Origin of the sequence: Paenibacillus sp. FSL H8-0261 (assembly GCF_045040645.1) — a bacterium.
In the GTDB taxonomy this organism is placed as follows: domain Bacteria; phylum Bacillota; class Bacilli; order Paenibacillales; family Paenibacillaceae; genus Paenibacillus_AQ.
In genome coordinates, this window is the sequence record NZ_CP150297.1 from 3616171 (window position 1) to 3629910 (window position 13740).

Sequence of the window (13740 nt, forward strand, 5' to 3'; positions counted from 1 at the left end):
GAGAACGGACCAACTCCAGTGTTGTCTACTGAAGGCGGTCCGTTTTATTTATGGTCATGAGAAGTAGAGGTGAACATTATGGTGCTCGGGATCAAGTCCCAAGGGCAGGATAGTTGAAAGAGAAACAACCTAACAAGATCCGAGTGTCGAGCGACAACAACATATACCGATTAATTTCCGCGTAAATCGCGGTTTTCTATTCAATCGAAAAGAGCCAAGAGTATGCTCCGATTGTCGTTCTTATATTAACTGATGTTACCACTGCATTGTATTCATTATCCCCATATACCCTAAATTGCTTGTGCAAGAGAATTCATCCGTCGGATCTAAGCCTAGACGCGAGGCAGGCTACGATACTGTGAAGGGGGCATCCCCCGTTTGTTCCGGAATATACGACTCAAATAGAAGCCGTTCTCATATCCGCACAGCTGCGCAATTTTGTCGATACTAAACTCTGTTTCTAGCAGCAATTTGCTAGCCCTGTCCAGCCGTAGCCGAGTCATATATTCAGAGGGGGTCATTCCGTAAGCCGCACGAAAACGTCTCGTCAACTGCACCGGGGTAAGCTGTAGCGAGAGCGCTAAGCTCTTCATATCGACCGGACCGAAAATATTGGCGGTGATGAAGTGGGCCGCCTTCCGCATCTCCTCATCGGCAATCACCACTGTTAACCCTATTTCCTTCGGCACGTTCCTCTCCAGCTCGTACAAACGCCACATATCGCTTACGAGGTGTTGTTTTCGCTCTATTGCGGCCTTATCCTGTTCCAACGCAATTAGTCGCAAGTAGCGGTAGTCGGAGCAAAGGCGTTCGATGTCCGCGATCATCAGATTGCCAGTCAACGAGCGCTTCTCTTCAAGCGAAGGCTCCGTGTTCCATGTGAAATGAATAAAGTGAAAGGTCAAAGGCTCAAGTGTCTTCCTATGAAACCAGGTGTTTGGAGGACAGACCACCAAGCTGCCGAACCCTGCTTCGCCTTCTTGATCTTCAATGCGGTAAGTGAATCGGCCTTCTTCCACAGCCAATATTGTCCAATAGGAATAAATATCCCGGTCGAGAGCAAACGACTCTTTCTTGTCCCAATAAAAGTGAGTCACTAGCCGGATCGCAAAGTCACTTCGCATTTTATCGCCACCAATGTTATGAAATAAAGTATATGCCTTATCGTAACATGGTGTATGGAAATTGAAAAGTTGATAGCATACGATGAAATCATGGATATTAGTTCTTTAAAAGGAGATGTTCAATCATGAGGCAGGAAGTTATCATATCAGATATTACAGTTGTCGGCGGCGGCTTGGCGGGAGTAAGTGCAGCTGTTGCTGCAGCCCGTTTGGGAAGGTCCGTATCACTTATTCAGAATCGTCCTGTGCTAGGCGGAAATTCAAGCAGCGAGGTACGTGTATGGGTGTGCGGAGCTACCGCTCACGGAACGAATCGGTATGCGCGAGAAACCGGCATAATGGGTGAGCTTTTTCTTGAAAACCAGTACTGCAATATCGACGGGAATCCTTATATTTGGGATATGGTTCTCCTTGAAACGGTTCGCGCAGAGCCCAATATCCGCTTGTTTTTGAATACCGATGTTCATGAGGTGGAAGCTGACGGCGATACAGACAATAGGGTCATCCGTTCAGTTACCGGTTGGATGATGGGGTCAGAGCAGCGTATTCGTTTTGAAAGTGGCATGTTTCTAGACTGCTCGGGCGACGGACTGGTTGGATTTCTGGCCGGGGCCAAGCATCGTATCGGCCGAGAAGCGAGGGAAGAGTACAACGAGGATTGGGCACCGCCCGTTGCGGATGACATTACACTGGGAAGTACAATGTTCTTCTATACGAAGGATGCAGGCCATCAGGTCAAGTTTATACCGCCAAGTTTTGCGAAGGATATCACGAAGACGACCATTCCGATGACGCGCGTCATCCGTAGTGGCGATAATGGATGCGCTTATTGGTGGATCGAGTGGGGCGGTGAAATGGATACGGTTCTCGACAACGAACGTATCCGTGACGAGTTATGGGCGGTGATCTATGGCTTATGGGACTATATTAAAAATTCCGGCAACTTCAATGCCGACAACATGACGCTGGAGTGGGTGGGCTCGATTCCAGGCAAGCGGGAGTACCGTCGTTTCATTGGTGATTATATGCTCAACCAGAACGATATCGTTGCTCAGCGCGAGTTTGAAGACGGTGTGGCCTTCGGTGGTTGGTCTATCGATTTGCACCCGCCACAAGGGATGTATTCGACTGAAAGTGGCTCCAAGCATTTGCATGCAGACGGAGTCTATCATATTCCGTTCCGTTCCCTGTATTCTGTCAACGTGAACAATTTGATCATGGCCGGCCGCAACATCAGCGCATCGCACGTGGCTTTCGGAACGACCCGTGTCATGGCTACATGTGCCGTCATCGGCGAGGCTGCCGGCACTGGGGCTGCATTATGCGCTGAGAAAGGGGTCGTCCCACGTGAGCTATACCAGACTCATCTACGTGAACTTCAGCAAACACTGCTTCACCAAGGTGCGTCCATCATCGGTCTACGCAATGATGATGTGACCGATTTGGCACGGAGCGCGAAATTAAAAGCTTCCAGTACATTGACGCAACTAGTTGTGGAGAAGCCGATCGAAACCTATCCACTTGCTTCCGACACCGGCCTGATTTTGCCGGTCGACCCGGAGCTGAAAGGAATCGCTCTACTCGTCGATGCGGCAGAGAACACGACATTGGAACTGGAGCTATGGGACACCGGTCGCGGTGAAAACTATGTCCCGCATACGAAACAACTGGCGACATTGACTCCGGTAGCAAAAGGCACAGGACAATATGTGAGCGTGAACCTCCATTGGAAGCCGGCCACCCCACAAAACGCATTCCTCGTGGTCAAAGCCAACGAACGGCTTGCCTTACATCTGTCTAATGAGCAACAATTTGGTGTACTTGCGTTTGCGAAAGGGCAGCGCCCCATTGTTTCCCCTAATCTCGGGGATCAACAGCCAAGTCAGCCGGTCGTGCAGTGGAATATGCGTCCATTTAACCGCAAACCGATCTGCTTCCGCCTCCTCTCGCCAACGCAAGCATACGCAGCGGAAAAGGTAATCGACGGATATCACCGACCGTTTACTGGGCCGCATCTGTGGTCGTCAGACTCGCTTCGGAAAGACTCTCCGGAGTGGCTGGAGCTCAATTGGCCAGCACCAGTTAACATTAGCACGGTGCATATCACATTTAACGACGATGTGAACGAGGATCTGATCAATCTTCATCATCACCGTACACCGTTCGAAACAATTCCTGAACTGGTCAAGGATTACCTTTTGCAGGTTGATGTGGATGGCGAATGGATTACCGTTGCCGAAGGCAAAAACAACCGTAAACGAAGAGTTGTCCATTCATTAGATCAGCTGGTTTCCTCTGATCGTCTCCGCGTTGTGGTAGAAGCGACGAACGGTTGCCCGAGAGCCGAGATCTTCGAGATTCGCGTATACGAATAGCAGACAACAAAGACCTGTCTGCAGTTCTGCAACTCCCAAGAATCGTTATATGAATCAACAAGTTTTATATCTTCTGGATTCGTTTTAAGATGATATAATCGAATGAATAAAGAAAGATTCATCACAAGATCAATGAATGAGCCTGACTTAAGTATCGGAACTGGCTCTGCAAGGCTAGTATTGTTAACCATACTCCATAAACCAATACCCACGATTGACTGTGGAAAAAAACCTCTTGAAACAGAGGTTTTTTTTGCCTATTCGAGAAATCTGGAAACTCTTCAGACGATAAGAACATTCAACTACATTTTTGGGAGTGGATCCTACACGATGTTCAACTGGCGCTATTTGCTTCCGAACAAATTGAAGTACAGGCTAATCATGGCTTATATCACCCTTCTAATGATTCCTTTGTGCATAGCTATTTTTTATCTGTTCCAGCATTTTGAATCGATTCGTCAGAAGGATATGATGGATCGGATGTCCGAGCACATGCAGCAGGTTCATGTGTCCTTGACAGATATGATGGCATTCGCCTATAAGGCGAATATTATGCTGAGCCAGGACGAGAGCCTGATCCAAATTATGCACGATCCGGACAAGTACGATCCCCTTGAGCGAAAGAAAGTCATCGAGAGTAAGATGTTTGGCATCAACAACAGTTTCTTCTTCCATCAGACAGAACTGTATTTTAGATTCATCGACCTGAAGGGCAATGTATACACCTCCTATGCACCTGCCGGCCGGTTGACTAACGAGCTCAAAACCTTACAAGATTGGCAGGATAAGCTACATAGCGGGACACATTCATACCGATGGGTGGCTGATGATTGGAATGACGTAATAGGCAGTAAAGGAAGCAAGGTTTTAAGCCTGTACATAGTCCTGGATGACCCACTGCGTGGAAACTTCGGACTGGCTCGCATCAGCATCAATATTCAGGAATGGTTCCTGAGCACATTAAAGGATAGTCCGGCTAACCAGGATTTGACCATCTTTACGGGACAAGGAGAGACTATTCTCCAAAGTAAGAAAACAACCTTCAGTATGGATATGTTACATAGAATTACGTCGCTACAGGCAAAGGAAGGACACTATGAGGATAAACGTTCCTCATCCCTAGTCAATTACAGCTATCTTGAAGATCTGGATTGGTATGTGGTCAGTCAAATGCCGTTAAGCGAACTGCAGCAGGACATCCGGCAATTAAGGTTTATCGCATTCCTCTTTTTGACGATTCTGGTCATCGTCTACGTACTAGTAACCATCATCCTATCTGCTCGTATGACGAAGCCGTTGGTTGTCTTAGAGCGGAGCATGGAGGAGGCATTGGACAAGAAGCTGAATGTCAAAATCAGTATCGGAAAGGGGGCAACTGACGAGGTGCGTTCCCTTGGTGACAGCTTTAACCACATGATAGATGATGTCATCGCACTCATTAACAAGCTTAAGCTGGAGGAGCGGCAGAAGCAGGCGGTACGTTTTCAAATGCTGCTCTCCCAAATGAACCCGCATTTTTTGTTGAACACCTTGAATACGGTCAAATGGATCGCCAGAAAAGAAAAGCAGGAAGCGATCGCTGGCATCTGCACTTCTTTGGGGCTAATCCTGGAGGCCAGCCTGAACTCGGAAATTGAGCTGATTCCCCTTAAAGAAGAAATGAAGCTGCTGCGTTCCTACGAATCCATTCAGTCCTTTCGCTTCAGGGATCATTTCATCGTCCGCTATGAATTGGATGAGCCGGTTCAACATGCTCTCGTTCCCAAACTTAGTCTTCAGCCTCTGGTGGAGAATGCTATCGTCCATGGCTTTGACATGACGGACGGGTGTGGCACGATTTGGGTGAGGGTGAGAGCGGAGGGTAGAGAACTTATCCTGGAGGTGGAGGATAATGGTATCGGCATGGAAGCGGCCGCACTAAAACCGGGAAGACGTAGCGGTCATGGCATCGGACTGAGTAATCTGAGAGAAAGGCTACAATTGCTTTTTAAGCGGGAAGGTTCCATGGAGATTATTTCAGGCGCGGAAGGGACCCTTGTCCGGCTCCGGCTGCCTTTACTGATAGCAACACCTTATTCACAGGAAGGAGGCGATGGGCATGTGGGCGATTTTACTAGTGGAAGATGAGGCATTTGTCCGGGAGACCCTACGAGATACGGTGGAATGGGAACGGCACGGATTTTACGTTGTGGGTGAGGCTGGGAACGGTAAGGAAGCTCTTACGGCTATTCTGGAGCTTAAGCCTGACGTCGTGATCGCGGATATTGTTATGCCGGGGATGGACGGGATTGAACTGTTGAAGGAGACACGGAAAGCGGGAATCCGCAGCCGGTTTATTATGCTGACGGCTATGAGCGATTTTGAATATGCCCGGGATGCCCTTCAATACGGGGCCTTCAACTATCTCTTGAAACTTTCCTTGAATGATGAAGTTCTGCTCGAGAATCTGGCACGGATTAAGGGAGAACTGCTTGAGGAGCTTAGCGTAGCTGGTGAGGCACTTTATCCTTATTATCACCGTATTTGGTCGGGTATCCGGGGAACGGTCGCAGCGTCCGATCAAGATCAGACCGGAACAATTGCGATAACGGAGAAATTCCACGACTTAGAACTTGAAATTTATACCATACTGAGTGGAGCTGTACCCGCTGCAGCGGAAAAGATGAATATTCAGACAGAGGAATATCTGTTGGTTCAACCCTTCCATGAAGGAGGACAGACAACTTTCTTTTGCTGGAGCTTTGGGAAGAAGGCAGCGTGTGCAAACAGACATAAACATAACCTTTCGATTGGAATGGCTTACGGCAGCAGTCTGAGCCAGTTGTCCCAGGATTGGCGCTTAGCACTGAATCAGTTGAACGGATATTGGTACGGCTCAATGGGAGGTCAGGTGAAGGAGCGGCATGAACTGCCGCCGATCGCAGAGCTGGAAGCAGAGCTGATCCGGCGTTTCGAAGCACGCGACGAACGCCAATGCACCGAGGTGACAGCTTTAATGTGGAAGAGCATGGAAGCCTCTTTGTTCTCCCATGTAGAAGTGAAGATACTGGCTGCCCATCTTGTTCATATGCTAGCCATGCTGGCAGGACGAAAATCGGAGTACCGGCAGGAACTTGACTCAGCCATCAGCCATGCGTCGCTGCTTGTTCATGTACAGCAAGTCATACATAAGCTAATCCAGCAATTGAAGGAAGAACATGTAAGTTTTACAGATCATCCTGAGGTGAATCGGGTGATTCAATATATGCTGGAGCATTTCAAAGAAAATATCAAGATTGCGGATTTAGCCAAGCTGGTATCCATTAACGTCGACTATCTAAGCACCGTTTTTGGTAAAAAAACCGGACTGACACCGATCGCCTATTTGCAAAACATCCGGATCGAGCAGGCGAAGCGTCTTCTGCTGCATTCCAAACTGAATGTGGAGGAGATCGCTTTTCAGACAGGCTTTGCCGATGATGCATACTTCATTAAGGTGTTCAAGCGCATGGTTGGACAAACGCCTAGCTCCTTCAGGCGTGAGAATAATACCTAAGTTTTGTACTATTCATCTGTAAGTTTCAACCCTGATGAGGCAAGGGATTGATTGGTATAGTTGGGTGGAATCAAACAATCCAATCAAAGGGAGGTTGCAGGGAAGATGAGAAACAGAAAATGGATGATGACAGGGTTTGCTCTGTTTATGACCGTGCCTCTGGCACTCGCCGCCTGTGGTGGAAGCGGGGGCGGGAAGCAAGCGGAGGGAGCTACTTCTCCTGGGGCAACTAAGACCAGCAGTGAGCCGATCAAACTTACCCTGTGGGGAGCGGTACCATCAGAGAATGGCCCACAAGAGGTCGTAGACAACTGGAATAAGCAACATCCGGATGTTCAGGTGGAGTATGTGCGGTTCGTCAATGACGATGCTGGGAACCTGAAGCTGGATACAGCTCTCATCTCTAATCAGCCCGTGGACATGTACGTCAACTATGATTTCAGCCTTTACGAGAAGCGGATTAAAGCAGGCAACGCACTTGATTTGGGCAAATTCTCCGATTACAACGTGGACGATAAGATGGGGGAAGGCGCTGCGCTATGGAAAGTAGACGACAAGTATTATGGTCTGCCTACCCAAAAAGGCTTGTCTTTTGTCTGGCTGAACAAGGATATGCTCGATGCAAAAGGACTGCCGGTTCCGACGGATTGGGGGCTGGAAGAGTTCAGAGATTACGCTGCCAAGCTGAAGAGTGACAAGGTATGGGGATTGGCACAGAGCGATTATTACTTCACCGTGCCTATCAACGGGTCCTTACAGAAGCAAAGTTTGCAACTGACCAAAGACGATGGAACTTCCGCTTTTGATAACCCGCTAACGGTCAAGACGCTTCAGGTCTATTCGGACATGATGTTCACCGATAAGAGCCTGATGCCTCATACGGAGCAGATCACTTCGAAGCCTGCCTTGGACCAGATGTTCGTGAAAGGAGAAGCCGCAATGTTGTTCTCCACGAACCAGATCTTCCGCACGACGAATAATATAGCTGAATTTCCCCGGTCGTTCAAGGTGGCAGCGGCACCAGCTCCCAAAGTGAACAAGGATCAGACCGATTATATTAACGCCGGTGGCCTGGGAGATGTGATTTCCATCAATCCGAGCTCCAAGCATCAGGAAGCTGCCTGGAAATTTATACAGTGGTATGCGGATGAAGGGATGCTGCCGATGGCGGCGGGTGGAAGAGTACCTTCCTCCAAGGACTTCCCGGTCGATGAGGCTGTCGCGCTTATGTTCAAAGGCGTGGAAGACACGTATGATCTGGATTCAATCAAACGGGTCATGTTTGGTGATCTGCCACTGGGTCTGAGCCGTCTGGACCGGAAGACGGGAAGCGAGCAACAAGCTATCTATGACAACGTGTTTTCTCGGAAGCTGACAGCTGAAAATGGCGCGAAAGAATTAGCGCGGGTGCATAACAAGAATTTGCAGGCATCATCCAAATAGCACAACCTGGCCAAGGAGGGGCGGGTGATTCGTACCGTATCCCTCTATACACCGCTAGCTGCCTGATGATGCAAGTTACCTTATTTAGAGAGAAAGGCGGTGACCGATCGTGAGCTGGATGAAGCGACAGAGGCTGATTGGTTATGTGTTTATCGCTCCCAATCTTATCGGAATGACCGTGTTTATGCTCATTCCAGCCCTGTTCTCCTTTTATTTAATGTTTACGGATTGGGTATTCGCTAGTGGGGAAGCCCCGCACTACGTTGGATTGGATAATTTCAGGATGCTGGTGAGAGACGATTTATTCCTAGTATCGGTCAAAAACACCTTGCTGCTACTGATCCCTGTACCGATCTCTATCATGCTTGGGTTTCTGATTGCTGTCATGCTAAATAATCGGACGTATTTTCAAAAGACACTCAGAGCGTTCTTTTTCGCTCCGTATTTTACCAGTGGCATAGCCATTGCTTTTGTCTGGATGGTACTATTTCAGCCTAGTAGTGGTCCGATAAATGCCTTTCTGCACTCCATTGGTATAACTGATCCTCCACAATGGTTTGCTTCCCCGGATACAGCAATGTATGCAGTGCTGATTATGATGACCGCAGGTGGCATTGGCTATAACATGATCATTTATTTAGCTGCCTTGCAGGAATTGTCCGCCGAGCAACTGGAAGCCGCGAAGATAGACGGAGCAACATTTGGGCAACTGCTGCATCTCATTATTTTTCCATTAGTGAGTCCAACGACGTTTTTCTTAATGATTACTGGTTTTATCGGCTCGATCAAGGGATTTGGCATGATTTATGCGATTACCCAAGGCGGGCCGGGCAATAGTACGACGGTTTTCTCGATTTTTGCATATAAAAAAGCCTTCAACTTCTATGAAATGGGGTACGCGTCGGCTGTCTCGTGGACTATGTTCCTGATCATCCTGTGCATCACGCTTATTCAATGGGTTGGTCAGAAAAAATGGGTCCATTACTAACAGAGGGGAGACGCACAATGGCTAGGAGAAATGTAAGAGTAATCAGAACACGGGTGATGAGAACCTTCAATACGATCATCATGGCGCTTGCCAGTCTGCTGCTGCTGTCACCAATGATCTGGATGATCAGCACTTCGTTTAAGAAGCCGAAGGACGTTTTTAACTATCCGATTCAGTGGATTCCGCACGATCCTGTATGGACCAACCATTTTAAGGTTTGGACGACTGGAGACGGATTTTCGCTTTTTTATTTCAATTCCTTGAAAATATCTTTGATTTTGATGATTGGAGCTCCTTTGTTGGCCGCTTTTGCCGCATATGGTTTCAGTCGGATTCCATTTAAGGGAAGGAACGCCATCTTTTTGCTGTATCTGTGTCTGATGATGATTCCACAGCAAGTGTTGTTTGTCCCGAAATTCATCATGTTTGATTGGATGAAAATTTATAATACCCATTGGGCGCTCATCCTCCCAGGCTTATTTACGGTATTCGGCGTCTTCATGATTCGGCAATTTTTCATGAGCATTCCCCATGAAATATCGGAAGCGGCTTTCATTGACGGAGCCGGTCATTTCCGGATATTCTTTCAACTGTTTCTGCCGCTATCCAAACCAGTGCTTGCAACCTTCGCAATTATTGATTTTACATGGACGTGGAACGATTACGAGAATTCCTTGATCTTCCTGTTAGACAAAAGATTGTTCACGGTACCGCTAGGCATGCAGAATTTCATGCTGGAAGCGGGAGTGGATTATAACATGATGATGGCTGCCGCTACAGCGGGAGTCGTGCCGCTTCTCATTGTCTTCTTCATGGGCCAAAAGTATATTATTCAAGGCTTCTCAAGCTCTGCTGTCAAAGGATAAACAACGATACGAACAATAGAGATAGACGGAGATTAAAGACGCCTCGGGGTCCATTCAAAATGATTTATGATAGCGCATACAAAAATGTTTTAGGAGGAATTTCGTCTGTATGAAGAGGATATCGATTGTGATTGTCGTGGTTTTATTGTCCAATCTGGTATTGTTCTACAGTCCTGCGCATGCAGCATCGGATTTCAATCATGTACTGAGTGATTTTGAGCAAGGAGACGATAACTGGATTTTTGCTATGGGGGATTCGCCTGAAGTGAAGGGAAGCTTCAATCGGATCGAATCAGCTGAGAGTTATAACGGAGCCCATATGGGACAAATAAAAGCAGATTTCAGCCTAAGACCAACGGGATCGCCATTTGCATCCATAAAAAAAGAGGTGGATGAGCTAGATATTGAACAACTGGCGTTCTGGGTCAAAACCTCGGACTTGAAATCACTGCGAATCCGAACGACAGATTCGACAGGGCAAACATTCCAACAGCGCATTACATTGCAAAATACATCGGATTGGCAGCAAGTTGTCGTAAGTCAGATGGGATCGAACACATTTACTTACTGGAATGGAGCAAATGACGGTGTATGGCATAAACCGGCAAACGCCATCACAATCCTTTTCGACCGATTTGATATGAAGAACGCCGCGTTACCGGCCACTATCCTGGTTGACCACATGACGGCTCAGATGGGTGATTGGCAGCCAGAGCTGAAAATTCAGCAAACAGCACTTGGAAATATTTTCCTGGATTCTGAACCGAACGTTTTTATTGTAAGAACAAGCAGACCATCAGTAAGTTGGGCCACATATGATATTTATGGCGCACAGATTACTTCGGGAAGCGAGAGTCCGGTCGCCGGGAAAGCTCAGATCACGGTGCCTTTCAGCAAATTGGGCTATTTTACGCTTGAAGTTACTGCGGAGAGACCCGGCAGTGAACCACTGGTCCGAAGTACAGCTTACGCCGTTGTTTCTTCAGCATTGCCACCCGGTAATGGGGAGTCACCGTTTGGTGTCAGCACGCATTTGAACTGGACTGCCTCCGGATGGAGCAAAGAGCTGAGTAAACTGATCCGTTATATGGGCGCATCCTTCGTTCGGGATGGCATGGAATGGAGCAGCATCGAGAAACAAAAAGGCGTCTATACCTTCGCCCCTTCACCGGATGATTATATGCAGAAGCTTGCGGAGAATGATCTTAAGCTGCTTTTTGTGGCGGCATTTAACAACCCATTCTACGATAATAATGCAACACCCTACACGGATATAGGAAGAAGGGGACTTGCGAAATACGCTAAAGCTTATATAGAGCAGTACAAGGATCAGCTCATCGGTTTCAATGTATACAATGAATTCAATGGCGGGTTCGGCAAGAGGGGCAACAGTCCTGCCAATTCGCAGCCGAACTATTACTTCAATCTGATGAAAGAGACCTATAATGTCGTTAAACCGGTCCATCCGAATGTGCCGGTTGTCGGTATCGTCTCAGGAGGCGTCGACCTGAACTGGATTGAAGGTGTACTGAAAGGCGTAGGGGAAGGCGAGGACAAAAACGCAGGACTGAAATATCTGGATGCTGTCTCTGTACAGACCTATATGGACCCGAACGCACCTGACGACGTATTTGCAAAATTGAAAGGTCTGAAAACCTTGATTAAGCAATACAATAACGGCAATCTGGTACCGATCTGGGTAACAGAATTCGGATCACCGACACATCAATCTGCAAAAGGCGTCGATGAGAAGACCCAGGCCAATTATTTGCCGCGTGGTTTTGTATCGGGATTGAGTCTCGGCGTAGAGCGGATGTCTTGGTATGATTTTATGAATGACGGACTTCGAGATGATTTTAATGAGGATAATTTCGGACTGGTCCGACATAAGAATGACCCGATGGGGGCCTATACACCGAAGCCGGCCTATGCGAGTTATGCCGCAATGAGCAGACAACTTGCCGGTGCAGTATTTGAGGAAATTGAGCAATTCGGAGATCCGATCAGAAGCAATTTATTCACAAAAGGTGGCGAAAATCTTAGAATTGTCTGGGCGCAGAGTGACACTCAAGCCGCTATCGAAACGGATAACAACCTAGAAATTACTGATTTTATGGGAAATACAGAAATTTACTCCCCGCATCATGGCAAGATCTATATAACGATAACGGGAGAGCCATTCTATATCAAAGGAAGCATCAACCGGATCGTTACGGACGGCACATTTACAATCGCTGGAGGGCAAACAGCAGTAGGAGATCCGCATGCGTTCAACTTAACGATTAATAACGATGATCTGCCTAACCTGACTATAACAGCGAAGATGGAGGAGAATAGCTATCCGATTGAAGCGGTGCAAGGTCAAACAGAAGCGCTTACTCTAAGCATTAACGAGACGCGAGAAGGTTTCCGTTCGGTAATCATTCACTTGTTGGACGAGGCTGGCAACAAGATAGGCAAGCTACAGCATAGCGTTGCAACCGGCGTACCACACAAGGTTACGGTCAGACCTGCGATGCAACAGAAGGAAGGACAGTACAGTCAAACGCTAAATATCGATGTAGAAAACTTCAGAAAGGCCGCCGGCCTTACTGTCGACAGGGTGACTTGGCAGGTTGGGGAACAGTCCGATCAAGAGCTTATCAACACGGTCGTACTCCCAGGCAGCAAACAGCAATTTAGTATCCCGCTTAGTCCGATCGCGCTAGGAGGAGATCAGCCGACGTCCATCCGCGTCGAGTTTGCGGAGCAGGAGCCATACGTCTATAAAGGGAATTTTAGTTTTAATCCGGTCAACCGGGGGACGATTGCGGTCAATGACCATATCGAACCGGAAATTGAAGCTTTGGCGCCTACAATCGATTTGTCGCAGGGTAAGCCTGTCTTGCTCTCCGGCCATAGCGGAACCATTGGCGTGAGCGGTCAAGCCTGGCTTCACTTTGATCAGGATCACCTGTACCTGACGGCCAAAATTAATGATAATGTTCATTCGGCTGCAGCTTCCGATGCTAATATATGGAATAATGACAGCATTCAGTTTGCGTTATCTCCGGGAATTCCGGGTGAGAGCCGGGGATGGTATGAGTATGGCATATCGGATTCGCCTAATGGTCCGCAAGTCTATCGCTGGACGGCGTTGGGGGGATTGCCAGTAGGGCTGGTGCAACATGGTGAAGCATCGGTAACCAGGAATGAGGAACAGAAGCTGACGATTTATAAGCTAGCTCTGCCTTGGTCGGAGCTGACACCGATTGCACCTCAGCATGGAGATGTGATGAGCTTTTCGCTGCTCGTGAATGAGAATGACGGACAGGGACGACGAGGCTGGATCGAATGGGCAAGGGGCATCGGTTCCGAGAAAAGACCGAGTTTATTCCGCTCCATGCAGTGGATGATGCCGACCCAATAA

General features: G+C 47.9%; 8 protein-coding genes. 7 read left to right on the forward strand and 1 reads right to left on the reverse strand.

Annotated elements, in window-relative coordinates:
- Positions 1 to 332: 332 nt before the first annotated feature.
- Complete coding sequence (locus MHI27_RS16000) at positions 333 to 1124, reverse strand: helix-turn-helix domain-containing protein (protein ID WP_405174165.1); 792 nt, start codon at positions 1122 to 1124, stop codon at positions 333 to 335.
- A 125-nt stretch (positions 1125 to 1249) separates the two neighbouring features.
- Here MHI27_RS16000 and MHI27_RS16005 point away from each other — a divergent pair, with 125 nt between their 5' ends.
- The 7 genes from MHI27_RS16005 to MHI27_RS16035 all read left to right on the forward strand — a co-directional run bounded on the left by MHI27_RS16005 (position 1250) and on the right by MHI27_RS16035 (position 13740).
- On the forward strand, positions 1250 to 3499 hold the full coding sequence (locus tag MHI27_RS16005) for an FAD-dependent oxidoreductase (protein WP_405174166.1): 2250 nt from the start codon (positions 1250 to 1252) through the stop codon (positions 3497 to 3499).
- Positions 3500 to 3829: 330 nt separating this feature from the next.
- On the forward strand, positions 3830 to 5626 hold the full coding sequence (locus MHI27_RS16010) for a sensor histidine kinase (protein WP_405174167.1): 1797 nt from the start codon (positions 3830 to 3832) through the stop codon (positions 5624 to 5626).
- A complete protein-coding gene (locus MHI27_RS16015) occupies positions 5598 to 7034 on the forward strand; it encodes a response regulator (protein ID WP_405174168.1) in 1437 nt (478 codons plus the stop codon). The genes MHI27_RS16010 and MHI27_RS16015 overlap by 29 nt, the downstream gene beginning before the upstream one ends.
- 105 nt (positions 7035 to 7139) lie before the next feature.
- Positions 7140 to 8477 (forward strand): ABC transporter substrate-binding protein, encoded by a 1338-nt coding sequence (locus MHI27_RS16020; protein WP_405174169.1) that lies wholly within the window; start codon positions 7140 to 7142, stop codon positions 8475 to 8477.
- 118 nt (positions 8478 to 8595) lie between these two features.
- On the forward strand, positions 8596 to 9465 hold the full coding sequence (locus tag MHI27_RS16025) for a carbohydrate ABC transporter permease (RefSeq protein WP_076283800.1): 870 nt from the start codon (positions 8596 to 8598) through the stop codon (positions 9463 to 9465).
- 17 nt (positions 9466 to 9482) lie between these two features.
- Positions 9483 to 10331 carry a carbohydrate ABC transporter permease gene (locus tag MHI27_RS16030; protein ID WP_076283675.1) on the forward strand — a complete coding sequence of 283 codons (849 nt, stop codon included), beginning with the start codon at positions 9483 to 9485 and terminating at the stop codon, positions 10329 to 10331.
- Between the two features lie 109 nt (positions 10332 to 10440).
- Positions 10441 to 13740 carry a sugar-binding protein gene (locus MHI27_RS16035; protein ID WP_405174170.1) on the forward strand — a complete coding sequence of 1100 codons (3300 nt, stop codon included), beginning with the start codon at positions 10441 to 10443 and terminating at the stop codon, positions 13738 to 13740.

What these genes read in the sequence shown, in the direction of transcription:
- MHI27_RS16015 (WP_405174168.1), top strand. Translation starts at nt 5,598, where the DNA reads ATGTGGGCGATTTTACTAGTGGAAGATGAGGCATTTGTCCGGGAGACC.
- MHI27_RS16005 (WP_405174166.1), top strand. Translation starts at nt 1,250, where the DNA reads ATGAGGCAGGAAGTTATCATATCAGATATTACAGTTGTCGGCGGCGGC.
- MHI27_RS16010 (WP_405174167.1), top strand. Translation starts at nt 3,830, where the DNA reads ATGTTCAACTGGCGCTATTTGCTTCCGAACAAATTGAAGTACAGGCTA.
- MHI27_RS16035 (WP_405174170.1), top strand. Translation starts at nt 10,441, where the DNA reads ATGAAGAGGATATCGATTGTGATTGTCGTGGTTTTATTGTCCAATCTG.
- MHI27_RS16030 (WP_076283675.1), top strand. Translation starts at nt 9,483, where the DNA reads ATGGCTAGGAGAAATGTAAGAGTAATCAGAACACGGGTGATGAGAACC.
- MHI27_RS16025 (WP_076283800.1), top strand. Translation starts at nt 8,596, where the DNA reads ATGAAGCGACAGAGGCTGATTGGTTATGTGTTTATCGCTCCCAATCTT.
- MHI27_RS16020 (WP_405174169.1), top strand. Translation starts at nt 7,140, where the DNA reads ATGAGAAACAGAAAATGGATGATGACAGGGTTTGCTCTGTTTATGACC.
- MHI27_RS16000 (WP_405174165.1), bottom strand. Translation starts at nt 1,124, where the DNA reads ATGCGAAGTGACTTTGCGATCCGGCTAGTGACTCACTTTTATTGGGAC.